Here is a 25,514-nt window from a genome sequence, read left to right as displayed (position 1 = left end):
CAAGCGCCCTCGCCACAAAAGCCCAGCCTTGGCACAAACCTCCTGTGGGAGGGCGGTGGGGCTGCTTTGTGTGCTCGGCGCAATGACCGCAAATCTGCGACAATCGCCCCTTGCTCAAACCGACGACCCTTGCGTACCTGATGACTGACCAAGCCCCCGCTATCGACAAACTGCTGAAAAACCTCGACCACGCCATGCTCGCCGACCGTCACCGGTTGCGGCGGCAGTTGCTCGAGCTGCGCAAGAAGCCCGACGAGGCCAAGCTGGCCCAGTGGGTGGCGCGCATGCAGGCGTCGTGCGATCAGGTGCTGGCGCGCAAGGCGAGCCTGCCGGTGATCCGCTATGACGATAATTTGCCGATCGCCGCCAAGCGCGACGAAATCAAGGAAGCGCTGCTCAAGCACCAGGTGCTGATCATCGCGGGCGAGACCGGCTCGGGCAAAACCACGCAATTGCCGAAGATCTGCCTGGAAATCGGTCGTGGCCAGCATGGCTTGATCGGCCACACCCAGCCGCGCCGGATCGCCGCCCGCAGCGTCGCAAGCCGCGTGGCCGAGGAACTTGCCACGCCATTGGGGGCGCTGGTGGGTTATCAGGTGCGCTTCGAGGACCAGAGCGACGCTAACACCCTGATCAAGCTGATGACCGACGGCATCCTGCTGGCCGAGACCCAGAATGACCGCTACCTCGAGCGCTACGACACGATCATCGTCGACGAAGCCCACGAACGCAGCCTGAACATCGACTTCCTGCTCGGCTACCTCAAGACCCTGCTGCCGCGTCGCCCGGACCTGAAAGTCATCATCACGTCGGCGACCATCGACCTGGAGCGCTTTTCCAAGCACTTCGATGACGCGCCGATCGTCGAAGTCTCGGGCCGTACCTTCCCGGTGGAAACCTGGTATCGCCCGCTGACCCTGGAGCAGGACGAGGAGGGCAACCGGGTCGAGGACGACTTGACCGTCGACCAGGCGATCCTCGCCACCCTCGACGAAATCGCCGCCTACGAGCGCAGCGAGCGCCGCAGCCCCGGGGATGTGCTGGTGTTCCTGCCGGGCGAGCGGGAGATTCGCGACGCCGCGGAAATGCTGCGCAAGGCCCAGCTCAAGCACACCGAGATCTTGCCGTTGTATGCGCGATTGTCGCCGGCCGAACAGCAGCGGATTTTCCAGTCCCACCCGGGCCGTCGCGTGGTGTTGGCGACCAACGTCGCCGAAACCTCGCTCACTGTGCCGGGCATCCGCTACGTGATCGACAGCGGTACCGCACGCATCAGCCGCTACAGCTATCGGGCCAAGGTCCAGCGCCTGCCCATCGAGGCCATTTCCCAGGCCAGCGCCAACCAGCGCAAGGGTCGCTGCGGACGGGTCGAGCCGGGAATCTGTGTGCGGCTGTACAGCGAAGAAGATTTTCTTGGGCGGCCGGAATTCACCGATCCCGAAATCCTGCGCACCAACCTGGCGGCGGTGATCCTGCAGATGCTGCACCTGCGCCTTGGCGAGATCACCGATTTCCCGTTCATCGAGCCGCCGGATGGCAAGGCCATCAGCGACGGTTTCAACCTGCTGCAAGAACTCTCGGCGGTGGACCGCAACAGTCAGCTGACCCCGCTGGGTCGGCAGTTGGCGCGCCTGCCGGTGGACCCGCGCATGGGCCGCATGCTGCTGGAAGCGGCGAAGCTGGGCAGCCTCCAGGAAGTGCTGATCGTCGCCAGCGCCATGTCGATCCAGGACCCGCGCGAGCGTCCGCCGGAACGGCAACAAGCGGCCGACCAGGCCCACGCCCAATGGAAGGATGTCGACTCGGACTTCGCCGGGCTGGTCAACCTGTGGCGCGGTTTCGAAGAGCAGCGCCAGGCCCTGACCGCCAGCCCGCTGCGCAACTGGTGCCGCAAGAACTTCCTCAACTACCTGCGCCTGCGCGAGTGGCGTGATTCCCATCGCCAGTTGAGCTTGATCTGCCGCGACATGCAGTTGAGCCTCAACAAAGACCCGGCCGACTACCCGAAACTGCACAAGGCGGTGCTGTCGGGGCTGTTGAGCCAGATCGGCCAGAAAACCGAAGACGGTGATTACCTCGGCGCTCGCCAGCGGCGGCTCTGGGTCCACCCCTCGTCGGGGCTGGGCAAGAAGCGTCCGCAGTGGCTGATGACCGCCGAGCTGGTGGAAACCACCAAGTTGTATGCGCGCATGGTGGCCAAGATCGAACCGGACTGGATCGAGCCGCTGGCGGGGCACCTGATCAAGAAAAACCACTTCGAACCCCATTGGGAGAAGAAGCGCGGGCAAGTGGTGGCCTATGAGCAGATCACCCTGTTCGGGCTCATCGTCGTCGGTCGCCGGCCGGTGCACTACGGGCCGGTGGACCCGGTGGTGTCCCGTGAACTGTTCATCCGCGAGGCGCTGGTGCGCGGCGAGATCCAGTCCAAGGCCAAATGCCTGGGCGCCAATACCCGGCTGCTGGAACAACTCGACGAACTGGAAGCCAAGGCCCGTCGCCGCGACATCCTGGCCGACGAAGAAACCCTGTTTGCGTTCTACGATGCGCGCCTGCCGGCCGAGATCCACCAGACCGCAACGTTCGACAGTTGGTACCGGATCAACAGCCAGAAAGACCCGCAATTGCTGATCATGCGCGAGGAGGACGTGCTGGCCCGTGAAGCCAGCGAAGTCACCGCCACGCAGTACCCCGACACCTTGCGCGTCGGTGACCTGACCTTGCCGCTGAGCTATCACTTCGAGCCCAACCATCCCCGTGACGGCGTGACGCTACGGGTTCCGGCGCCATTGCTGCCGATGCTGCCGCCGGAACGCCTGGAATGGCTGGTGCCGGGGATGATCGAGGCCAAGTGCATCGCCCTGGTGCGCAACCTGCCCAAGGCCCTGCGCAAGAACTTCGTGCCGGTGCCGGATTTCGTCAAGGCGGCGCTGCAGCGCATCACCTTCGCCGAGGGCTCGCTGCCGCAGGCCCTGGGCCGTGAGCTGCTGCGCATGACCGGGGCGCGGGTCAGTGACGAAGCCTGGGCCGAAGCGGCCCAGCAGGTCGAAAGCCACCTGCGCATGAACCTGGAAATCGTCGACGGCCAGGGCAAGTTCCTCGGCGAAGGCCGCGACCTGGCCGAGCTGACGGCACGCTTTGCCGAGGCCAGCCAGGCGGCCTTGGCCGTGCCGCAAACGGCGAAAAGCCAGGCGCCGGTGGAGGCGAAGGTCTTCGCGCCGGTGGCGGAGAAAACCCAACAGAAGATCGCCGGGCTGTCGATGACGGTGTACCCGGCGTTGGTGGAAGAGGGTGGCGTGGTCAAGGAAGGGCGTTTCCCGACGCCAGCCGAAGCCGAATTCCAGCATCGCCGCGCCTTGCAGCGCTTGCTGATGCAGCAATTGGCCGAGTCGGCCAAGTTTCTGCGTGGCAAGTTGCCGGGGCTGACGGAGCTTGGCCTGCTGTACCGCGACTTGGGCCGTATCGACGGCCTGGTGGAAGACATTCTGCTCGCCAGCCTCGACAGCTGCGTGCTCGAAGGTGAGGCGAGCCTGCCCCGTGACGGCGCCGCCCTGGCCGCCCTGGCCGAGCGCAAGCGCGGCGGCTGGACCGAGCACGCCGAACGCCTGGCGAAGTTGACCCTGGACATCCTCAAGCTCTGGCACAGCCTGCAAAAACGTTTCAAGGGCAAGATCGACCTGGCCCAGGCCGTGGCGCTGAACGACATCAAGCAGCAACTCAGCCACCTGGTGTACCCAGGCTTCGTGCGGGAAACCCCGCACCAATGGCTCAAGGAACTGCCGCGTTACCTCAAGGCCATCGAGCAACGCTTCGAGAAGCTCGGCAGCCAAGTGCAGAAAGACCGGGTCTGGAGCGGCGAACTGTCGAACCTCTGGGCCCAATACCAGGCCCGCGCCAGCAAACACGCCCAGGAAGGCAAGCGCGACCCGCAATTGGAGCTGTACCGCTGGTGGCTGGAGGAATACCGGGTGTCGTTGTTCGCCCAGCAGTTGGGCACCAAGGTGCCGATTTCCGACAAGCGCCTGGGCAAGCAGTGGGGGCAGGTGGAGGGTTGATCAGATAAGTTGGACAGCACCACATTTCCCCTGTGGGTGCCCGCCTGCTCGGGATCGCGTTGTTCCACCAAAAATCAATGCTGCTGACCCACCGCTATCGCGCGCAGGCTCGCTCCCACAGGGTTTTGTGTGGTCAGTAAGGGAGAATGGGCCAAACCCCAGCGTTTATGGCAAACTTCGCGCCTATAAATGCCGGTTCCGTGGTTTTGAGCTTCAATGCCACGGGCGGATCGGAATAAAGCGATGCCAGGGCTGCTTCCCCGGATGGAAAAAGTCCCTTTGCGTGTTGGTACGTCGGTGCCAATACTTTCTGCCTGAACAGATCAGAGACACGACCCATGCATAACGTCGTCATCAGCGGCACCGGCCTGTACACCCCGGCCAACAGCATCTCCAACGAAGAACTGGTGCAATCTTTCAATACCTATGTCGCCCAATTCAACGCTGATAACGCCGCTGCCATCGAGCGTGGTGAAGTCGAGGCCTTGACCGAATCCAACGCCGCGTTCATCGAAAAGGCTTCCGGCATCAAGAGCCGCTTTGTCATGGACAAGGACGGTATTCTCGATCCGCAACGCATGACCCCACGCCTGCCCGAGCGCTCCAACGATGAGTGGTCGGTGCTCTGCGAAATGGCCGTCGGCGCCGCGAAACAGGCCCTGGAGCGCGCTGGTCGTACGGCCGCCGACATTGATGGGGTGATCGTCGCCTGTTCCAACTTGCAGCGTGCGTACCCGGCCATCGCCATCGAAGTCCAGGAAGCCCTGGGCATCGAAGGGTTCGGTTTCGACATGAACGTGGCCTGCTCCTCGGCAACCTTCGGCATCCAGGCCGCGGCCAACAGCGTGCAACTGGGCCAGGCCCGGGCGATCTTGATGGTCAACCCGGAAGTGTGCACCGGCCACCTGAACTTCCGTGACCGTGACAGCCACTTCATCTTCGGCGACGCGGCCACTGCCGTGATCATCGAACGCGCCGACCTGGCGACCTCGCCGTACCAGTTCGACGTGGTCAGTACCAAGCTGCTGACCAAGTTCTCCAACAACATTCGCAACAACTTCGGCTTCCTCAACCGCACTGCGGAAGAGGGCATTGGCAGCCGTGACAAACTGTTCGTCCAGGAAGGCCGCAAGGTGTTCCGCGATGTCTGTCCGATGGTGGCCGAACTGATCGGTGCCCACCTGGAAGAGAACCAGTTGAGCGTTGGCGACGTGAAACGTTTCTGGCTGCACCAGGCCAACCTGAGCATGAACCATCTGATCGTGCGCAAGCTGCTGGGGCGCGAAGCCACCGAAGCGGAAGCCCCGGTGATTCTCGACCGCTACGCCAACACCAGTTCGGCCGGTTCGGTGATTGCATTCCACACCTACCAGGACGACCTGCCCAGCGGTTCGGTCGCTGTCCTCAGTTCGTTTGGCGCCGGTTATTCGATTGGCAGCGTGATTTTGCGTAAGCATTGATCTGGTCTGGTCCAGATTTTTGGGCAAGGGCGCTTGCTGTGGGGGAAGCTTTTGTGGCGAGGGAGCTTGCTCCCGCTGGGCCGGTCCGACGCTTCGGGCGAAGCGGCCCCAAGATTTTGCGGTTGCTGCGCAACCGAGCGGGAGCAAGCTCCCTCGCCACAGAAGCATCGCAGTCTTGCAGATCTTGGGATGTTGAATGACAGTCACCGACGACACCCTCCTGCTCCAACGCCTCCTGGCCGGTGAACAGCAGGCCTACAAGGAACTGGTCAGCGCCTACCAGAGCCCGATGCGCGCCGTGGCCTATGCCATCGTCGGCAGCCGCCATGCCGACGAAGTGGTGCAGGACGCATGGCTGTCGGTGGTGCGCAATCTCCATGGTTTCCAAGGACGTTCCAGCCTCAAGACCTGGCTGTTGACCATCACGGCCAACGCCGCCAAGGGACGTTACAAACAGAACCGGCGGGAAGTGTTGCTCGACGATCTTCCGGCGCCCCACGGCACCCTTGGCGATGAGCGTTTCGCCGCTGACGGCCACTGGCTGCTGGCGCCGTTCGCCTGGCACCAGGACACGCCCGAAGCGCTGCTCACCGAGGGTGAATTACGTGATTGCCTGGAACACACCTTGCTCAGCCTGTCGGAACTGCAAGGCAGCGTGCTGACCCTGCGGGAACAACAGGGCCTGGAGTTGGACGAAATCTGTAATCTTTTGGATATCTCGCTCTCCAATGTACGCGTGCTGTTGCATCGCGCCCGATTGAAGGTCTTCGCGACTGTTGAACATTTCGAGGAAACCGGCGAATGCTGACCTGCAAGGAACAAGTGGCCCGCTCCAGCGATTACCTCGACGGACAACTGAGCTTTCGTGAACGCCTGCTGGTGCGCCATCACCTGATGTTCTGCCCCAATTGCCGACGGTTCATCCGCCAGATGCGCCTGATGCAGGCGACCCTCAAAAAACTGCCGCAGCCACCGATTCCCGACCTGGATCACCTCGCCGAGAAACTCGCCGCCGAACGGCGCAAAGACCTCCGCTAAACCCCTCGATACACCACCGACCCCTTGTGGGAGCGAGCTTGCTCGCGATAGCGGTGTAACAGTCAAATCACTGCCGACTGAACCACCGCTATCGCGAGCAAGCTCGCTCCCACAGGTTCTCCATGGCTGAACTGGTTATTCCCATTCGAAGTAAAAAGTTCCGCTGTCATAAAATCTTTATGTGATAGCAACTCGCCTGACACAACCGGCCGCCAAGATCCCCTCCCAACACCAGCGGGCCCAGTTCCGCGTGTTTTCTAACGCATAGACTACCAACAGGGGAATTCTTCGATGATCCGTAAGCACTTCGCAGGTGTTGCCGCCAGCGCACTGGCAATGGCAGTAACCGCCCAGGCTTTCGCCGGCACCGTCACCACCGACGGCGCCGATATCGTGGTCAAAACCAAGGGCGGCCTTGAGGTCGCTACCACTGACAAAGAGTTCAGCTTCAAGCTCGGCGGTCGTTTGCAGGCTGACTACAGCCAGTTCGACGGTATCTACACCGACAATGGCGACAAGGCCGATGCGGCTTACATCCGTCGTGGCTTCCTGGAGCTGTCGGGTGTGCTGTACACGGATTGGGCCTACACCATCAACTACGATTTCGCCCACAACAGCGGCGACTCCGACAACGGCTACTTCGACGAAGCGTCCCTGGCCTATAACGGCTTCAAGCCCGTTTCGATCAAAGTCGGTCGCTTCGACCCCGACTTCGGCCTAGAAAAAGCCACCAGCTCCAAGTGGGTAACCGCGCCTGAACGTAACGCCGCCTATGACCTGATCGACTGGGCCAACGGCCATCAGAACGGTCTGGGCATCCAGGCTTCCAGCACCTTCGCTGATTCGTTCTACGCCTCGGCCGGTGTATTCAGCAAAGACACCGACGACACCGACGGCAACAGCATCAAGCAAGCCAACGGTCGCTTCGTGTTCGCCCCGATGCACGAAGCCGGCAACGTGCTGCACTTCGGTTTGAACGTGGCCTCCCGCGACGTTTCGGACACCGCATTCGACGCGCGTTACCGCTCCCGCTTGGGCATGCGTGGCGTTGAAACCCTGGGCGGCAACGATGCCGGTCCTAACGGCAACCGTCCGGTCCTGGGCGGCGCCAACAACTCGCCGGCCGGTTCCTACGACACCGACACCGCCTTCGGCCTGGAAGCCGCTTTCGCCATGGGCCCAGCATCGATCCAGGGTGAATACATCTCCCGCAAGACCAAGGCTGACAGCGACGCCTTCGAAGACCTCAAAGGCCACGGCTTCTACGTCCAGGGTGCCTACACCATCACCGGTGAATCCCGTGGCTATAAAGTCGGCAAGTTCGACGCCATCAAGCCTCAGAACAAATCCATCGGCGCCTGGGAAGTGTTCTACCGCTTCGACAGCATGACCGTCGAAGACGACAACATCACCACTGCCTCGGCAACCCGTGAAGTCGGCGATGCCGAAGCCAAGGTGCATAACCTGGGCGTGAACTGGTACGCCAACGAAGCGGTGAAAATCACCGGCGCCTACGTCAAGGCCAAGACCGACAAAGTCACCAACGCCAATGGCGATGACGATGGCGACGGTTTTGTTGTCCGTGCCCAGTACGTGTTCTAAAACGTCTTGATTTGATACACCGCTGCACTTTCATCCGTTAATGCTCCTTTCGACCCCGCCCCTGGCGGGGTTTTTTTATGTGCGCCCGGTCAGGATCGGCGATACTCGTTCCATCCATCGTTTGGCTCTCGAGGAACCGCATGCCGCTTCACGTCTTGGACAGCCTGTCCGCCATCGCGCCTCTGGAGTGGGACGCGTTGGTGCCCGTCAACCAGCCTTTCCTGCGTCACGCCTTCCTGAGCACATTGGAAGACAGCGCCAGCCTGGGCCCGCAATCCGGTTGGCAAGCCGAGCATTTGCTGCACATTGAAGACGGTCGGCTGCTGGCGGCCTTGCCCAGTTACCGCAAGTGGCATTCCTACGGTGAATACGTGTTCGACCACGGCTGGGCCGACGCTTGCGCCCGCGCCGGCATCGACTATTACCCCAAGCTGCTGACAGCGGTGCCGTTCAGCCCGGTCAGTGGGCCGCGATTATTGGCGGCGCGGGTGGAGGACGGCCTGGAGTTGCTGGGCAGCCTGCCGGGTTATCTGGAAATCGAAGGGCTTTCCAGCGCTCACATCAACTTCACCGATGCTTTCACCGACGCGGCGCTCGCCGGGCAAGAAGGCTGGCTGCAGCGGATTGGCTGCCAATATCACTGGCAAAACCGCGGTTATCGGGACTTCCAGGATTTTCTCGATGCCCTCAGTTCCCGTAAGCGCAAGCAGATGCGCAAGGAGCGCGAGCAGGTGGCGGGGCAGGGGATCGAGTTCGAGTGGCTGGAAGGCGGTCAACTGGACGAGGCGCAGTGGGATTTTGTCTACGCCTGTTATGCCAATACCTACGCGATACGACGGCAGGCGCCTTACTTGACCCGGACATTCTTCAGTTTGCTGGCCGAGCGCATGCCCGAGGCCATTCGCGTGGTATTGGCCAAGCAAGGTTCACGGCCGGTGGCGATGGCGTTCAGCCTGGTGGGCGGTGACAGTTTCTACGGGCGGTACTGGGGCTGCCTGGCGGAGTTCGACCGCCTGCATTTCGAGACCTGTTTCTATCAGGGTATGGACTACGCGATTGCCCACGGTTTGCAGCGCTTTGACGCCGGTGCCCAGGGTGAGCACAAATTGATTCGCGGGTTCGAGCCGGTGATTACTCGCTCGTGGCATTACCTGCGCCACCCGGGCTTGAAGGCGGCAGTGGCGGATTTCCTCATGAGGGAGCAGGAGGGCGTGCTGGCGTATGCCGAAGAAGCGAAAACAGCACTGCCTTATCGGCAGTGCTGATTTTTTGCGGGAATGACTCAGCGGTTTTCCTGGCCCAGCCAGCGGTAAGAGACTCCACCGATGATGGCGCCCAGCAGCGGTGCCACCCAGAACAACCACAGTTGCTCAATGGCCCAGCCGCCGACAAGCAGCGCCGGGCCGGTGCTGCGGGCCGGGTTGACGGATGTGTTGGTGACCGGGATCGAGATCAGGTGAATGAGCGTCAGGGCCAGGCCGATGGCAATCGGTGCTAGCCCGGCCGGCGCGCGTTTATCGGTGGCGCCGAGGATGATCAGGATGAACATCGCCGTCATTGCCAGTTCGGTGACGAAACCGGCCGCCATCGAATATCCACCGGGCGAATGCTCGCCGTAACCGTTCGAGGCCAGGCCGGACGCCGCCAGGTCAAAACCTTCCTTGCTGCTGGCGATGAAGTAGATCAACGCGGCGGCCAGCACCCCGCCGATAACTTGGGCGATGATGTAGGCAGGCAGCTCCCTGGCTGGAAACCGACCCCCCACGTACAAGCCCAACGAAACGGCCGGGTTCAAATGGCAACCCGAGATATGACCGATGGCGAACGCCATGGTCAATACCGTCAAGCCGAAGGCCAGGGCCACCCCCAGCACGCCAATCCCGGAGGCGGCCAATACCGCGCCGCCGCAGCCGCCCAGCACCAGCCAGAACGTACCCAACAACTCAGTCGTTGAACGTTTGAGTAAAGACATAAGCATCCTTGAAAAAACAGTCGTGATATTCGGTTATGCATCCCAGCAGCATTACGACAGGTTCATCTCCAGAACCTGGGCTGAGTACAGCAGGATTCATCGACAAATCCAGCGGCATGAAAAAACCGCCAGAGTCAGGGACTGTGGCGGTTTTGGCCGTGGGCGGCGGGGAGTATGGGGTGGCTGTGTGGGCTAAATGGATCCTGGACAGAATTTTTCAGTATTGCGGACTCAAAGCGGATCCCTGTGGCGAGGGAGCTTGCTCCCGCTGGGCTGCGTAGCAGCCCCAATAAGGCTGGGTGTCCAACCGATCTATTGTGTTGGAACTCAGATTTTGGGGGCGCTTCGCGCCCCAGCGGGAGCAAGCTCCCTCGCCACGGGGTCAGTGGTGTCTGGTAGAGATCAGTCGATCCCCACGAATCCACCCGTCTGATGCTGCCACAGCCGCGCATACAACCCGCCATGGGCCAGCAACTCGGCATGGCTGCCGGTCTCGGCAATGCGGCCATTTTCCAGCACCACCAAGCGGTCCATCCGGGCGATGGTGGAGAGGCGGTGGGCGATGGCGATCACGGTCTTGCCTTGCATCAGGGTTTCAAGGCTTTCCTGGATCGCGGCCTCGACTTCCGAGTCCAGCGCTGACGTCGCTTCGTCCATGATCAGGATCGGCGCGTCCTTGAGCAGCACCCGTGCGATAGCGATGCGCTGGCGCTGGCCGCCGGACAGTTTCACACCGCGCTCACCCACATGGGCGTCGAAGCCGGTGCGGCCTTCGGCGTCCGACAGCAACGGGATGAACTCATCGGCCCGGGCCTTGTGCACGGCTTCCCAGAGTTGCGCATCGGTGGCGTCGGGCTTGCCGTAGAGCAGGTTGTCGCGAATCGAACGATGCAGCAGCGACGTGTCCTGGGTGATCATGCCGATGCGCTCGCGCAGGCTTTCCTGGCCGACTTCGGCGATATTCTGGCCATCGATGAGGATGCGCCCGCCCTGTACGTCGTAGAGGCGCAGCAGCAGGTTGACCAAGGTGGATTTACCCGCGCCGGACGGGCCGATCAGGCCGATTTTCTCGCCGGGCTTGATCACCAGGTTCAGGTCGCCGATGACCCCGCTTTTCTTGCCATAGTGGAAATCCACATGCTCGAAACGCACCTCGCCCTGGGCCACCGCCAGCGGCTTGGCCTCGTCGCGGTCGGTGACGCTGACGGGCTGGGAGATGGTCTGCAGACCGTCCTGGACCATGCCGATATTTTCGAAGATGCCGGTGACTACCCACATGATCCAGCCGGACATGTTGACGATGCGAATCACCAGGCCGGTAGCCAGGGCAATGGCGCCGACGCTGATCAGCGACTGGGTCCACAGCCACAGGGCCAGGGCCGTGGTGCCGACGATCAGCAGCCCGTTCATGGTGGTGATGACCACGTCCATGCTGGTTACCACGCGGCCGGCCAGTTGGGCTTTTTCAGTCTGCTCCTCGATGGCTTCGCGGGCGTATTGCTGTTCGAAATTGGTGTGGGCGAACAGCTTCAGGGTGGTGATGTTGGTGTAACCGTCGACGATCCGTCCCATGAGCTTGGAGCGGGCATCGGAGGACACCACGGAGCGTTCCTTGACCCGTGGCACGAAGTAATAAAGTGCGCCGATGTACGAGGCGATCCACATCAGCAGCGGAATCATCAGGCGCCAGTCGGCTTCGGCGAAGAGCACCAGTGAGCTGATGGCGTAGATCAGCACGTGCCACAGCGCGTCCACGGCCTGCACCGCCGAGTCGCGCAGGGAGTTGCCGGTCTGCATGATGCGCTGGGCGATGCGTCCGGCGAAATCGTTCTGGAAGAAGTTCAGGCTCTGCTTGAGCACGTAGCTGTGGTTCTGCCAGCGGATCAGGCTGGTCATGCTGGGACTCAGGGTCTGGTGCACCAGCAAATCATGCAGGGCCACGAAGATGGGCCGAAAAACCAGGGCCACAACAGCCATCCAGGCCAGTTCCAGGCCGTGGAGCTTGAAGAAATCCGCGCTGGGCGTTGCCTGGGTCAGGTCGATGATGCGGCTCAGGTAGCTGAACAGCGCCACTTCGATCAGCGCACCGACCAGGCCCACCACCAGCAACGCGGCGAAGCTTGGCCAGACTTGTTTCAGGTAATACGTGTAGAAGGGCAGGACGCGGTCCGGCGGGGCCGAGGTCGGGGCGTCGCGGAAGATGTCGATCAGTTTTTCAAAACGGCGGTAAACCATGGGTACCTAGCCCGGGCAGGGCTCTCCTTATATTTGCTGTGAGCGGCGCGGGGTTGCCGGCACCGCTCAGGCTTGCCCTGTGTGTTCAGTCGATGCGCTTGGCCGACTTGATGATCACAGGGTCGATCGGCACGTTTTGCATGCCTTGCTTGGTGGTGGTCTGGGAGTTGACGATGATGTCCACCACGTCCATGCCCTTGACCACCTTGGCGAACACCGCGTAGCCAGCGTCACGGCCTGGGTCGAGGAAGGCGTTGTCGGCCACGTTGATGAAGAACTGGCTGGTGGCCGAATCCGGGTTGGACGTGCGGGCCATCGACAAGGTGCCGCGAACGTTGTGCAGGCCATTGCTGGCTTCGTTCTTGATCGGCGCCTTGGTGTCTTTCTGCTGCATCTGCTGGGTGAAGCCGCCGCCCTGGGCCATGAAGCCCGGGATCACGCGGTGGAAAATCGTGTTGTTGTAGAAGCCGCTGTCCACGTACTCGAGGAAATTCTTGGTACTGATGGGGGCCTTGACCGGGTCCAGTTCGATTTCGATCTGGCCGTTGGTGGTGTCCAGCAATACATGCGGTGCCTTGGCGGGTGTCGCGGCCATCAGGTTGGCGGCGAACAGTACGGTGCCGGCGGCGAGGACGATTTTTTTCAGCATGGGGTCAGTGATCCTGAGTGGTGGAATCGGTTGCGGTCAAAAAGTCGAGCAGGGTTTGGTTGAAGCGTTCGGGTTGATCCAGCGGGGTAGCGTGCCGTGAATCGGCGATGACCACCAGCCGTGCGTTGGGCAGATGCTTTACATAGGCTTCTTTCAGTGCCACCGGGGTGTAGTCATGGTCGGCGCAGATGACGAGGGTTGGACAGGTAACCTGTGAAAGTCGTTCCTGGACGCCCCAGCCTACGATCGCATCGAAGCTGGCGAGATAAGCACGTTTGTCGTTCTTTGCCCAGCGCCGGGCCATTTCCAGGCGTAACTCGGTTTGCTCGGGCTTGGGGAACAGCTTCGCACCGAGGGCCTTGCCGATGGTCTCCAGGCTGAGCAGGCGCATCAGGCTCCAGCGCTTGAACCATTGCCAGCAATCGTCCGGCGTGCGGACTTTGACTTCCGGCGCGCTGTTGACGATGCACAGGCTCTTGACCCGTTCGGGTTCATCCACCGCCAATTGGAAACAGATCATGCCGCCCATGGACCAGCCCACCAGATGCACCGGGCCCAGGCCGAGATGTTCGATCAGGGCGCTCAGGTCGGCGCTGAAACCGGCGATGCTGAAGCGCTCGCGGGGCTTGTCGGAACGGCCGTGGCCGCGCACATCCATCACGATCAGGCGGTAGTGGGCGGACAGCGCCGGGATCTGTTTTTCCCAGTCCTGGGTGCTGGAGCCCAGCCCATGGACCAGCACCACGGGCGTGCCGTGGCCGTATTCCTCGTAGTGCAGGTTGCAACCTTCATGCTCGAAATAGGCCATGGGCGAAGTCCTTGTCAGGCTTGTTCAGGGGCGGCGAATGGCGCATCCAGCGGCGCGGTGTCGAAGGTGCGCAGCAGTTCGATCAGGATTTGCGTGGCCGGGCCCAGGGGTTTTTCCTTGTTTGAAAAAAGATAGAAGGTCGAGTTGCGGCTGCCTCCCTGTTCCAAGGGTAGACGCTTGAGCACGCCTTCCTTGAGTTCTCGTTCGATCATGTGCCGGGGCAGCCAGGCGAAACCCAGGCCGCTGCCGACAAAACTCGCGGCGGTGGCCAGGCTGCCCACGGTCCAGCGTTGTTCGGCGCCGAGCCAGCCAACGTCCCGGGGCTGCTGGCGGCCGGAGTCGCGAATGACCACTTGCAACTGGCTTTCCAGGTCCTGGAAGTTAAGCTCGCGATTGAGGCGGTGCAGGGCATGCTCGGGGTGGGCCACCGCGATGAATTCCACGTCGCTCAATTCCGCCCCCAGGTAACCGGGAATGCTGAAACCGCTGATGGCCAGGTCGGCCACGCCTTCGAGCAGGACTTCTTCGACACCCGACAACACTTCTTCCCGCAGCCGCACCCGGCAACCGCGGCTTTGCGGCATGAACGCGGTCAAGGCGCGAACGAGGCGGGCGTTGGGATAGGCCGCGTCGACCACCAGGCGCACTTCCGCTTCCCAGCCCTGCTCCATGTGGTGGGCCAGGTCTTCCAGTTGGCTGGCCTGTTTCACCAATTGCCGCGAGCGGCGCAGCAGCACGCCGCCGGCTTCGGTCAGCACGGCCTTGCGCCCATCGATGCGCAGCAACGGCACGCCGAGTTGATCCTGCATGCGGGCCACGGTGTAGCTCACTGACGACTGGGAGCGATGCAGCACATCGGCGGCCTGGGCGAAACCGCCGTGGTCGACCACCGCCTGCAGGGTGCGCCATTGATCCAGGGTCACGCGGGGCGCTTTCATATCGGGCTCCTCTTGTCCTAAGCTGGCGGTCCCTTGGTGGAGACTGCCGAATGAAGAAAATCTGTTGTGTGGTGCTGGCCTTGCTGCCACTGACGGCGTTTGCCTACCCGATCGATGTGGAAAAACACCTCAACGGCCTGAGCATCGACTACACCGCCTATGACACCGATGCCGACATCGGTTCCATACAGGTCAACAACTACGGCCGTACCGACGCGGCCTGCACCGTCGTGTTCCGCAACGGTCCCGAGTCACCGCGCACCCGCAAGATCGAAGTCGCCGCCGGCAAGTTCAAGAACGCCACGGCCAAGTTCAACCGCAACATCATCAAGCTGCGCATCAAGCTGACCTGTCAGCCGAAATAGGCCGGCAGCGGGGCAGGAGACATTGCTTGCTCCGCTTATAAACGAAAATATCGATGCATTACAGCAGTTATTTGCGCTTTTTCATCGATATGCTCACGTTTAACCTTCACTCCATCGACTGACAACATTCTCAGATGGAGCCTACAAGCCATGTCCCGCGTTCTGATCATCGAAAGCAGTGCCCGCCAGCAAGACTCGGTTTCCCGTCAACTGACCCAAACCTTCATCAGCCAGTGGAAAGCTGCGCACCCGGCCGACGAAATCAGCGTTCGTGACCTGGCCATCAACCCGGTGCCCCACCTGGATGCCAATCTGCTGGGCGGCTGGATGAAGCCGGCCGAGCAGCGCAACGACATTGAGAACGCCTCGCTGGAACGCTCCAACCAACTGACCGATGAGCTGCTGGCCGCCGACGTGCTGGTCATGGCGGCACCGATGTACAACTTCGCCATTCCCAGCACCCTGAAAGCCTGGCTCGACCACGTGCTGCGTGCCGGCGTGACGTTCAAATACACCCCCACCGGTCCCCAAGGCCTGCTGGCCGACAAGCGCGCCTTCGTGCTCACCGCCCGGGGCGGCATTCACGCCGGTGGCAGCACCGACCATCAGGAACCCTACCTGCGCCAGGTCATGGGCTTCATCGGGATCCACGACGTGACCTTCATCCATGCCGAGGGCATGAACCTGGGTGGTGAGTTCCAGGAGAAAGGGTTGAATCAGGCCAACGCCAAACTGTCCCAAGTCGCCTGATCCGTTAATCCTCGGATAATCGCCAGGTGGTCTAGTGGCCTGGCGCTTCCCTTCAAACCGTTTTGCGCATCGAACCTCCCTTTGCACTGCTAATGCTCCTGAGTGCATCAGCCCGATTGAACGCTTTAGCGAGATCGGGCTTTTTTTTGCCTGCAATTCCCGTTCGCGCAATGCCCTGTGTGGGAGCGAGCTTGCTCGCGATAGCGGTGTGTCAGAAACATGGATGCTGACTGATACGCCGCCATCGCGAGCAAGCTCGCTCCCACAGGGTTCTGCGTGTCGAGATATTCGCGACAACCCGTAAAACCCGCTATCTTCGCCGCCATTCGAAACGAGGGGCGGTATGGGCTATCTACTGTTTGTGACATTGATCCAGGCGTTTTCCTTCAGCCTGATTGGCGAGTACCTGGCCGGGCATGTGGACAGTTATTTCGCGGTGCTGGTGCGTGTGGTGCTGGCGGGGCTGGTGTTCATTCCGTTGACCCGCTGGCGCCAGGTGGAGCCGTCATTCATGCGCGGCATGCTGTTGATCGGCGCCTTGCAGTTCGGCGTGACCTACGTCTGCCTGTACCTGAGCTTCCGGGTCTTGACCGTGCCGGAAGTGCTGCTTTTCACCATTCTCACGCCCCTGCACGTGACCTTGATCGAAGACGCGCTGAACCGTCGCTTCAATCCTTGGGCATTGATCGCGGCGTTGGTGGCCGTGGCCGGTGCGGCGGTGATTCGTTATGACCGGATCAACCCGGATTTCTTCATGGGATTTTTGCTGCTGCAACTGGCCAACTTCACCTATGCCGCCGGGCAGGTGCTCTACAAACACCTGGTGGCCCGTCACCCGAGCGACCTGCCGCATTACCGGCGTTTCGGCTATTTCTATCTCGGTGCGCTGATGGTGGCGTTGCCGGCGTTCCTGCTGTTCGGCAAGCCAGACTTCTGGCCCGAAGCGCCGTTGCAATGGGGTGTGCTGGTGTTCCTCGGGCTGGTTTCCACTGCATTGGGACTGTACTGGTGGAACAAGGGCGCGTGCCTGGTCAACGGCGGGACGCTGGCAGTGATGAACAACCTGCACGTGCCGGTGGGGCTGTTGGTGAACCTGCTGATCTGGAACCAGCATGAGGCGTTGGGGCGGTTGCTGCTGGGTGGGGCGGTGATATTGATGGCGGTGTGGATCAGTCGGTTGGGGGTACGCAAACCTCAGCCTGCGTACTGACCCCTGAACCCTGTGGGTGCGAGGTGGCTCTCGATGGCGGAGTATCAGTCAGCATCTATGATTCTGATGCACCGCCATCGCGAGCAAGCTCGCTCCCACAGGGGAATGGGGTTGGCTTTAAGAGCTCCTGCTCTCACAGGGAGATGTGGTTGGCTTTAGACCACCTGCTTCTGCGGCTCCGGCAGGTGACTCGCCCCCAGCACCGCCGGCAGCAGCCCCGAGCGCAGGTCCGTGCCGCTCGGCTGCTGGTACAGGTTTAATCCGAACTCCGGCATCACCGCCAGCAGGTAATCGAAAATGTCCCCCTGGATGCGCTCGTAGTCCGCCCACGCGGTGGTGCGGGTGAAACAGTAGATTTCCAGCGGGATGCCCTGGGCGGTGGTCTGCATCTGCCGGACCATGCAGGTCATGTTCGGCTGGATCTCCGGGTGGCTCTTCAAATAGGCCAGGGCATAGGCGCGGAAGGTGCCCAGGTTGGTCATCCGCCGGCGGTTGGCCGACATCGCCGCGACGTTGCCCTGGGCCTCGTTCCAGGCCTTGAGCTCGGCCTGCTTGCGGCTGATGTAGTCGGTCAGCAGGCGGACCTGGGTCAGGCGTTGTTCCTCCTCGTCATGCAGGAAACGCACGCCGCTCGCGTCGATGAACAGGCTGCGCTTGATCCGTCGTCCACCGGACTGCTGCATGCCGCGCCAGTTCTTGAACGACTCGGACATCAGGCGCCAGGTGGGGATAGAGACGATGGTCTTGTCGAAGTTCTGCACCTTGACTGTGTGCAACGTGATGTCCACCACATCACCGTCGGCGCCGACCTGGGGCATCTCGATCCAGTCGCCGACCCGCAGCATGTCGTTGCTGGTCAACTGCACGCTGGCGACGAACGACAGCAGGGTGTCTTTGTAGACCAACAGGATCACCGCCGACATCGCACCCAGGCCCGACAGCAGCAACAGTGGCGAGCGGTCGATCAGCGTGGCGACGATGATGATCGCGCCAAACACATACAGCACCATCTTCGTCAGTTGCACGTAGCCTTTGATCGAGCGAGTCCGCGCGTGTTCGGTGCGTGCGTAGACGTCCAGCAGGGCGCTGAGCAGGGCACTGAGACTCAGCACCATGAACAGGATGGTGAACGCCAGGGCCACATTGCCCAGGAAAATCATGCTGGTCTTGCTCAGTTCCGGCACCAGGTGCAGGCCGGATTGAATGATCAGTGACGGCGTCATTTGCGCCAGGCGATGAAAGACCTTGTTCTGGCGCAGGTCGTTGACCCAATGCAAGGCTGGCTGGCGCCCAAGCAACTTGGCGGCGTGCAGGATCAGGTAGCGCGCGACGCGTCCGAGCACCAGGGCGATGACCAGCAGCAACATCAGGGCGAGGCTGGAATGCAGGAGCGGGTGCTGGTCAAGGGCACCCCAGAGGTCTTGAATGTTGACCCAGAGTTGTTTGATGTCCATGGACGAAACGATTCTTCTATAGAGACGCGACGGGGCGATTAGAGCATTTAAGCCTGCTCAAGTGACCGTTGATACAATATCGGCTGATAAAAAAGCACTGATTTACCGCCGTTTGTATAAAGAAACTCGGCCTTCGCGCTCGAAACCGTTACCCTATGCAGCTGTTTTTTTGCATTTCTTCGAGGTAGCACCCGTGTTTTCCCAATTCGCCCTGCACGAACGCCTGCTCAAAGCCGTGGCCGAGCTTAAATTTGTCGAGCCAACGCCGGTGCAGGCAGCGGCCATTCCGCTCGCGCTCCAGGGGCGTGACCTGCGGGTGACGGCGCAAACCGGCAGCGGCAAGACTGCCGCGTTCGTGCTGCCGATCCTCAACCGCCTGATCGGTCCGGCCAAGATCCGCGTCAGCATCAAGACCCTGATCCTGCTGCCGACCCGTGAACTGGCCCAGCAGACCTTGAAGGAAGTGGAGCGCTTCTCGCAGTTCACTTTCATCAAGTCCGGCCTGATCACCGGCGGCGAAGACTTCAAGGTCCAGGCCGCCATGCTGCGCAAGGTGCCGGACATCCTGATCGGCACGCCGGGGCGGATGATCGAGCAGTTGAACGCCGGCAATCTCGACCTCAAGGAAGTCGAAGTGCTGGTGCTGGACGAAGCCGACCGCATGTTGGACATGGGTTTTTCCGAAGACGTGCAGCGCCTGGTGGACGAGTGCGTCAACCGCCAGCAGACCATGCTGTTCTCCGCCACCACCGGCGGTTCGGGCCTGCGCGAGATGATCGCCAAGGTGCTGAACAACCCCGAGCACTTGCAGCTCAACGCGGTCAGCCAACTGAACTCCACCACCCGGCAGCAGATCATCACCGCCGACCACAACCAGCACAAAGAGCAGATCGTCAACTGGTTGCTGGCCAACGAAACCTACGAAAAAGCCATCGTGTTCACCAACACCCGGGCCATGGCCGACCGCATCTACGGCCGCCTGGTGGCCCAGGAATACAAGGCGTTCGTGCTGCACGGCGAAAAGGACCAGAAGGACCGCAAGCTGGCCATCGACCGCCTCAAGCAGGGCGGCGTGAAGATCCTCGTCGCGACCGACGTCGCTGCCCGCGGCCTGGACGTGGATGGCCTGGACATGGTCATCAACTTCGACATGCCCCGCAGTGGCGATGAATACGTGCACCGCATCGGTCGTACCGGCCGCGCCGGCAACGACGGCCTGGCGATCTCGCTGATCTGCCACGGCGACTGGAACCTGATGTCGAGCATCGAGCGCTACCTCAAGCAGAGCTTCGAGCGCCGCACCATCAAGGAAGTCAAAGGTACTTACGGCGGACCGAAGAAGGTCAAGGCGTCGGGCAAGGCCGTTGGCGTGAAGAAGAAAAAGGTCGACGCCAAGGGCGACAAGAAAAAAGCCGGTGCCAAGGGCCCGACCAAACGCAAGACTGCCAATCGTCCGAAGTCCGACGCCCCGTCGCTGGTCAGCAAGGACGGCATGGCCCCGCTCAAGCGGCGCAAGCCAGAGGCGCCAGCGGCTGAGTGAAGCTGCGTTAGCGCTTGCTAAAAAGAACCGGACCTTGAGTCCGGTTTTTTATGGGCGGTTACTCAGCCTTACGTCCAACAGGCTCTTGTGGCGAGGGAGCTTGCTCCCGCTGGGCTGCGCAGCAGCCCCGAGAGGGTCACTGGTTTATCAGCCCTGATGTTGACGCTCAGGTTTGGGGGCGCTTCGCACCCCAGCGGGAGCAAGCTCCCTCGCCACAAAAGCTGGCCGTGCTCGCTCGGCGATCACCCCGCTTTCCTCTGCGCCTCTTCCAGCTCCTGCAGACGCTTATCGATCAACTGGCACTTATCCGGCACTTCCTTGCTGGATGTTTCCAGATCCATAGCCTTCAACTCGTCATTCATCTCCTTGGCCTTGGACGGATCCTGTTCGGTGAGCTTGGCGATTTTATCCGCCAGTTGTTCACGCTTGATGGTCGCTTCCTCAGGTGTACACGCGGCCCAGGCGGGCAGGGCGCAGGTGAGGGTGGCGGCGAGGGTGAGCGTCAGGAGAGTTTTCATGGCAGGGCCTCCTATTCCTTGTTGGGCAGGTAATGGGTTGAGGCTGGTATAGGCCGGAAAGTTCATCTTGAGCCGCCATCACTTGAAGTCTTTTTCGGCGTTCTCCTAGCCGATATTAAACAGTCGGCTACCATGGAGGATGCACCTGCCGCACATCCGCCAGCAAAAGCCGGAGCGTGCCTGCAGTCGATGCCTTCCAACCTATGCACTGTCCTTGAATAACAACGGAGGAGACTCCAGAAACGGTTGAGCCTGAACACGTCGCTGTCGGTGCAGATCATGCTTTAGCAATGGAATAACTACCCAGGGACACGTGCGGCCTGGGTAGTCACTCACTCAAGGAATGAAAGCTATGAGCCTTAGAACGATACTCGGTCGGCTGATGTTGTGTCTGTGTGGTCTATTTATTGTCTCCTCAAGCTATGCGGAAAGCGTGATTGTCGCGACGCCGCAACAAGGCGTAGGGATCGAAGTGAATGTCTTTGATAGCCCGGATGACGTCAGTGGCAAGCCGTCTTCAACGAGCGTGGTGCGCTACAGTTCATCGTACTTTGTCCCCGTGGTGCAGTCGTTCAAGGGCAAGGTCTACATGTTCTGGGCCAGCAACAATGATCAAAAAAATATTTATTTCTCTTCTTCAGTAGAGGGAAAAGTCTGGTCCGCACCGAAGCCCATCCCGGTCGGTAACATCTACAGTGGCGTCTCGGCCACCGTCTTCCAGCAAAAACTGATACTGACCTTTGCCGACTCCCCGCGCCAACAGTTAAAGACCATCAATTCCGACGACGGCATCAATTGGTCCGCTGTTGAGTCGGTCAATACAATCCATACTGCCCTTAATAACAAAGCCGTCGTGTACAACGGTCAGTTGTTCGTCTTGTATAACGAAAACAGTGGCAAGGCTGTTTACTACGTGACCTACGACGGCCTTAAGTGGAGCACGGAAAAAACTGCATTCCAGGAAGGTCCCGACACGATCGTGAATCTGGTACCTGTCGTCTACAACGGTGATTTGAGGGTCTATTACTCTTTTTTTAACGGCGGCCTGTTCGAGCGTACTTATGACCGGGGCGGGAACTGGGGCGCGAAGCAGGGCCTGAAGGGTATACCTGACAAGAGTTCCCTGAACAGTGCCGCGATGGTCAATGAACGCTTGTTCATCAGCAGTGGCCCCAATGTTTTTTATTCAACTAGTTCAACCGGTCCAACCGGTTCAGTCAATGGACTTGAATGGGCGCCCTATTTCGCTTTTCCCGGACGTTCCGCCTACCCCTCGGGATTGGGCGTTTCCTACGCCATTACCACAAGCGATCTAACCGCACGCAACCCGAAACTGCCGGCCGATCTGGCCACAGGCCTCAGCCATACCGATTACGCAACGTTCGCCTGGCGCAGCTTTTTCGCCCTCAACAATACGGCAGCGGCACCATTGCCCGCTAACCGCGGCGTAGGCAATCCCGCCAGCAGTTTTGCGGATTCGGGCAAAGTCTCAAAATCTCCCAGCCCCTTGTTATGGCAAACCTTCGCGCACCGTACTGAATTGTTTCCGGCAATCAATAAAAACGGCGCAGGCGGACCTACGCGTCCGTTTGGTTCTGACCCGCAATACAGCTACACCAAATTTATCAAGTCGGGTATACCTTTGGCGTCAGGCGCTACCTTTAGTCATTACAACAATCTGGACGAAGCGACTCAAATCGGTCAGAACGCCATATTTTTTCCGGTGAATCCTCCAAATGCGGCGACGACAACAGATGCAAGGGGCGACTATGCCCCTTCAAATGACAGTCAGATCCTGTTCGAGGCCAAAGCGAATCCTGTCATTTACGAGTATGCAAAGGGCCTGACCAGCTATCCCAAGACCAATATCGTTCTGCCCGATGGCGCGGTGGAGGTCAAGGCGGCATGGCGCAAGCTGGCAGACATTCCAGTACCGAATCAATCGCGCTACCACACGGCAACTGTAGTGACCTATCGGGGCACCGATGCTAAGCCGATTGCATACAATGAAGACTACGCTTTGGTCGCCTTGCACATTATCCATAAGACGCCCAACTACCCGACCTTCATCTTCGCCACGTTCGAGCACGAAGATGCCCTGACAAGTGACGGCAAACCGACAGGTCTCTACTACATCGCCAACTACAACAAGATTGACTATCCCTCCTCCTCAGCAGTAGCGCCTAATCCACCGGTCGCGACCTTCTCTGATGGCAACACAACCCATACGGTTACCCTGCCCAGAGAGGATTTCGTAAAATCGAGCGTTAATCCGCAAATCTATTCCGGCACCAAGGGGATCCCTGAGGGGCAGGCCGGTCCGATTGCCGTAGTGCAACCGCAAACCGTCTTTAACGAAGTTGCTGCGGTCAACGATCAGGTCAAAGCGCTGATGAACGGGAGCAGCGAATTCACCAATTCGGTCTGGAAGCATTACAAACTTAAAGGGGTGCAGGCTATCCCGTCGAGCGAGCAAACAGACCCGGATTACTACCTGGCCAATATCATGGTCGAGAGCAGCCAGCCGGGGATCCAGCTGTTTCGCGGTAGCAACTCATTTCCCATTCCAGAGGACAGCGTCCTGACCAATACTCGCGACTTCCTGAACATCAGGGTGCCCGATTATGATCACAGCACGAAAAGCACCCTGACCATGGGCGGTTGCATGGGGTGTCACGGCATTGCCCAGAGCCAATTGAAGCAAGGTTTCAGCTTCCTGTTCGATGCCATCAATATCGGTAGCTCCGCTCGCCCCACCGGCTTTTCGAACCCCGAAACCGTAGGCTTGCCGGATCCTAAAACCATGAATGCGCGGGCCTTGAAATACTCTTTGGGTTTTCAGAATAAGGATGTGGTGGAGAGTATTGGCAAATAGCGGCCAAACACCTCGAGCAGGGAAGGTCGCAAACGGGGACCACTCTGCTGCCTGAAGCAGAAGCAACACGTTTTCGATAAAAAAACCGGACTTTAGGTCCGGTTTTTTTATGGGCGAAACCCGCCTGCCACGCTGCCTGTTCGTTTTGTAGGCGATTTCCAATCCTGCCCGGGACCTTTCGTACTCCCATACCGGAACCCTCTGATTTCAGATGAATGGTTCTAGGAATAGCCTCAAAGCCAAACCCATTTAGTTGACGTCAAAATGATGGCTCATTAATATCGCGCCACTATTTTGATGTCACTTTCCACTCGAGGGATCGAACATGTCCTCACCCGCCTTTTGGGCGAGGTTGTGCGTGGCTTTGCTGTGCCTTTCTCCACTCACCCTGGCTCACGCCGCCCCCACGCCTGGCGACACGGACCTGATCCGTGAGCGCCAGAATCGTTTGCTCGAAGAGCAGCGCCGTCGCCTGGAGGACCTGAAGGACCTGCCCGGCCAGGAGGCGAAGCCGGCCCAGCCGAGCGCACCTGCCGATACCCGTTGCTTCCCCATCAAGACCATCGAACTCAAGGGCGCCGACAGCCTTTCCGTTGGCGAGCGCGCGCAATTGCTCAAGCCCTACATCGGCCAATGCCTGGGTGTTCCGCAGCTTAACGAACTGCTCAAAGTCATCACTGACCATTACATCGAAAAGGGCTTGGTCACCAGCCGCGCCTATCTGCCGCAGCAGGATCTGTCCGGCGGGCATCTGAGCGTGTTGGTGGTGGAAGGGCGGCTCGAAGGCCTCAAGGGGGCCGAGACCAGCCAGCTATCGGACCGTGAGTTGGCGATGGCTTTTCCCGGTGCGACCGGCGAGTTGGTCAACCTGCGGGAGATCGAGCAGATGGTCGATCAGCTCAATCGCCTGCCGTCGAACCAGGCAAAAATGGAATTGACGCCAGGGCAGAACGTCGGTGGCAGTGAAGTGCGGGTCACCAATGAACCGAAAAAGCCTTGGCGCGCCGGCCTGTCGCGCAGCAACGATGGCCAGCGCAGCACCGGCGAGCAGCAGTGGGGCAGCAGTTTCGAATGGGACAGCCCGCTGGGCCTGGCCGATCAGTTGATGTTGCGCGGTGGTCATGACGCGATGACCGACCACCAGCATACCTCCCGCAACGCCATGCTCTATTACAACCTGCCCTGGGGTTGGTGGAACGTCAGTTATAGCTACAGCCAGAGCGAATACCGCTCGCAGATCCCGGCCAACGGTTTCAACTTCAAGCAGACCGGCGACAGCCAGAACCACCAGGTGCGGGTCGAGCGGGTGATCCACCGCGACGCCCTGAGCAAGACCTCCCTCAATACGGGCCTGGCGTACCTGCGCACCAACAACTTCATCGAAGACAGCAAGCTGGCGGTGAGCAGTAATCGGCTCAGCGAAGCGCAGTTCGGCATCAACCATGGCCGGCGGGTTGGCAATGCTTTCGTCAACCTCGACTTGGGCATGCAAGAGGGGATCGGCGCCTTCGATGCCCAGGACGACAACGATCCGGGTCCCGGCCAGGCCGATGCCCGCTACCGCAAATACACTGCCACCGCCAGCTACCTGCAACCGTTCCAGGTGTGGGGCGAGTCCTTCAGCTTCAGCAGCCTGATGACCGGCCAGCGCAGCGAAGACGTGTTGTTCAGCCCACAGCGCATGAGCCTGGGTGGGCAATCGTCGATTCGTGGCTACAAGGACCAGTCGCTGTCCGGCGACAGCGGCGGTTACTGGCGCAACGACTTGCGCTGGAGTCGCCCGGTGACGTTGGAATGGCTGCGCCCGGTGTTCGGCGAATACGGCACCAGCCTCGGTTATGACCAGGGTGTGATTCGAGGCAGTCGCTACAACGGCGACCAGCACGGACGCATGTCGAGCAACTCACTGGAGCTGTTTGCCCGCGGTGAGCACCTGAACGCCAGCGTCACCTTCGCCCATTCCCTGGAACGTCCGGATGCCCTGACCGAGCGCGAAGCGCCGATCTACTTCCGCGTGGATGTACTCCTCTAATTCCGCTGCAACGAGA

At 60.5% G+C, this 25,514-nt stretch carries 19 protein-coding genes; 12 read left to right on the top strand and 7 right to left on the bottom strand.

Annotated features, from left to right (window positions below; all coding sequences use genetic code 11):
• Positions 1 to 140 precede the first annotated feature (140 nt).
• The 6 genes from hrpA (at position 141) to ACIPQ1_RS19555 (ending at position 9,417) form a co-directional block, all read left to right on the top strand.
• Positions 141 to 4,052 carry an ATP-dependent RNA helicase HrpA gene (gene hrpA, locus ACIPQ1_RS19580; RefSeq protein WP_446534645.1) on the top strand — a complete coding sequence of 1,304 codons (3,912 nt, stop codon included), beginning with the start codon at positions 141 to 143 and terminating at the stop codon, positions 4,050 to 4,052.
• A gap of 338 nt (positions 4,053 to 4,390) precedes the next feature.
• Positions 4,391 to 5,512: a beta-ketoacyl-ACP synthase III gene (locus tag ACIPQ1_RS19575; protein WP_411386764.1), complete on the top strand. Its 1,122-nt coding sequence runs from the start codon at positions 4,391 to 4,393 to the stop codon at positions 5,510 to 5,512.
• Between the two features lie 196 nt (positions 5,513 to 5,708).
• Positions 5,709 to 6,320 (top strand): RNA polymerase sigma factor, encoded by a 612-nt coding sequence (locus ACIPQ1_RS19570; protein ID WP_411386765.1) that lies wholly within the window; start codon positions 5,709 to 5,711, stop codon positions 6,318 to 6,320.
• A complete protein-coding gene (locus ACIPQ1_RS19565) occupies positions 6,314 to 6,550 on the top strand; it encodes an anti-sigma factor family protein (RefSeq protein WP_446534644.1) in 237 nt (78 codons plus the stop codon). The genes ACIPQ1_RS19570 and ACIPQ1_RS19565 overlap by 7 nt, the downstream gene beginning before the upstream one ends.
• Positions 6,551 to 6,841: 291 nt before the next feature.
• Positions 6,842 to 8,152, top strand: a complete 1,311-nt coding sequence (locus ACIPQ1_RS19560; RefSeq protein WP_053120140.1) for an OprO/OprP family phosphate-selective porin — start codon at positions 6,842 to 6,844, stop codon at positions 8,150 to 8,152.
• A 140-nt stretch (positions 8,153 to 8,292) separates the two neighbouring features.
• On the top strand, positions 8,293 to 9,417 hold the full coding sequence (locus tag ACIPQ1_RS19555) for a GNAT family N-acetyltransferase (RefSeq protein WP_446534643.1): 1,125 nt from the start codon (positions 8,293 to 8,295) through the stop codon (positions 9,415 to 9,417).
• A gap of 17 nt (positions 9,418 to 9,434) precedes the next feature.
• Here ACIPQ1_RS19555 and aqpZ read toward each other — a convergent pair whose 3' ends face one another.
• The 5 genes from aqpZ to ACIPQ1_RS19530 form a co-directional block, all read right to left on the bottom strand.
• The gene (aqpZ, locus tag ACIPQ1_RS19550; RefSeq protein WP_446534642.1) at positions 9,435 to 10,124 is read right to left on the bottom strand and encodes an aquaporin Z; all 690 of its coding nucleotides are present in this window, start codon (positions 10,122 to 10,124) and stop codon (positions 9,435 to 9,437) included.
• 402 nt (positions 10,125 to 10,526) lie between these two features.
• Positions 10,527 to 12,359 (bottom strand): ABC transporter ATP-binding protein, encoded by a 1,833-nt coding sequence (locus tag ACIPQ1_RS19545; protein WP_250965625.1) that lies wholly within the window; start codon positions 12,357 to 12,359, stop codon positions 10,527 to 10,529.
• An 85-nt stretch (positions 12,360 to 12,444) separates the two neighbouring features.
• Positions 12,445 to 13,008, bottom strand: coding sequence for a peptidylprolyl isomerase (locus ACIPQ1_RS19540; RefSeq protein ID WP_411386769.1), 564 nt, complete (start codon positions 13,006 to 13,008; stop codon positions 12,445 to 12,447).
• A gap of 4 nt (positions 13,009 to 13,012) precedes the next feature.
• Positions 13,013 to 13,816, bottom strand: a complete 804-nt coding sequence (locus tag ACIPQ1_RS19535) for an alpha/beta fold hydrolase (RefSeq protein ID WP_411386770.1) — start codon at positions 13,814 to 13,816, stop codon at positions 13,013 to 13,015.
• Between the two features lie 14 nt (positions 13,817 to 13,830).
• Positions 13,831 to 14,754, bottom strand: coding sequence for a LysR family transcriptional regulator (locus ACIPQ1_RS19530; RefSeq protein WP_053120154.1), 924 nt, complete (start codon positions 14,752 to 14,754; stop codon positions 13,831 to 13,833).
• 50 nt (positions 14,755 to 14,804) lie between these two features.
• Between ACIPQ1_RS19530 and ACIPQ1_RS19525 the strand changes: the two genes are divergently transcribed.
• The 3 genes from ACIPQ1_RS19525 to ACIPQ1_RS19515 all read left to right on the top strand — a co-directional run bounded on the left by ACIPQ1_RS19525 (position 14,805) and on the right by ACIPQ1_RS19515 (position 17,079).
• Positions 14,805 to 15,119, top strand: coding sequence for a 3-phosphoglycerate kinase (locus tag ACIPQ1_RS19525; protein ID WP_411386771.1), 315 nt, complete (start codon positions 14,805 to 14,807; stop codon positions 15,117 to 15,119).
• Between the two features lie 150 nt (positions 15,120 to 15,269).
• Positions 15,270 to 15,869 carry an FMN-dependent NADH-azoreductase gene (locus ACIPQ1_RS19520; protein WP_411386772.1) on the top strand — a complete coding sequence of 200 codons (600 nt, stop codon included), beginning with the start codon at positions 15,270 to 15,272 and terminating at the stop codon, positions 15,867 to 15,869.
• Positions 15,870 to 16,212: 343 nt separating this feature from the next.
• The gene (locus tag ACIPQ1_RS19515; protein WP_411386773.1) at positions 16,213 to 17,079 is read left to right on the top strand and encodes a carboxylate/amino acid/amine transporter; all 867 of its coding nucleotides are present in this window, start codon (positions 16,213 to 16,215) and stop codon (positions 17,077 to 17,079) included.
• A 155-nt stretch (positions 17,080 to 17,234) separates the two neighbouring features.
• Here ACIPQ1_RS19515 and ACIPQ1_RS19510 read toward each other — a convergent pair whose 3' ends face one another.
• The gene (locus tag ACIPQ1_RS19510) at positions 17,235 to 18,533 is read right to left on the bottom strand and encodes a mechanosensitive ion channel family protein (protein ID WP_186704601.1); all 1,299 of its coding nucleotides are present in this window, start codon (positions 18,531 to 18,533) and stop codon (positions 17,235 to 17,237) included.
• Between the two features lie 193 nt (positions 18,534 to 18,726).
• Between ACIPQ1_RS19510 and ACIPQ1_RS19505 the strand changes: the two genes are divergently transcribed.
• Positions 18,727 to 20,073: a DEAD/DEAH box helicase gene (locus tag ACIPQ1_RS19505; protein ID WP_446534641.1), complete on the top strand. Its 1,347-nt coding sequence runs from the start codon at positions 18,727 to 18,729 to the stop codon at positions 20,071 to 20,073.
• Positions 20,074 to 20,315: 242 nt separating this feature from the next.
• Here ACIPQ1_RS19505 and ACIPQ1_RS19500 read toward each other — a convergent pair whose 3' ends face one another.
• Positions 20,316 to 20,591 (bottom strand): hypothetical protein, encoded by a 276-nt coding sequence (locus ACIPQ1_RS19500; RefSeq protein ID WP_446534640.1) that lies wholly within the window; start codon positions 20,589 to 20,591, stop codon positions 20,316 to 20,318.
• Positions 20,592 to 20,943: 352 nt separating this feature from the next.
• Between ACIPQ1_RS19500 and ACIPQ1_RS19495 the strand changes: the two genes are divergently transcribed.
• The gene (locus ACIPQ1_RS19495; protein WP_446534639.1) at positions 20,944 to 23,466 is read left to right on the top strand and encodes a sialidase family protein; all 2,523 of its coding nucleotides are present in this window, start codon (positions 20,944 to 20,946) and stop codon (positions 23,464 to 23,466) included.
• A 325-nt stretch (positions 23,467 to 23,791) separates the two neighbouring features.
• A complete protein-coding gene (locus tag ACIPQ1_RS19490; protein WP_446534638.1) occupies positions 23,792 to 25,498 on the top strand; it encodes a ShlB/FhaC/HecB family hemolysin secretion/activation protein in 1,707 nt (568 codons plus the stop codon).
• Positions 25,499 to 25,514 lie beyond the last annotated feature (16 nt).

This window comes from Pseudomonas sp. LARHCG127, from assembly GCF_052871455.1.
The sequence above is the reverse complement of the archived record's forward strand: the minus strand, read 5'-3'. Positions and strand labels throughout refer to the sequence as shown.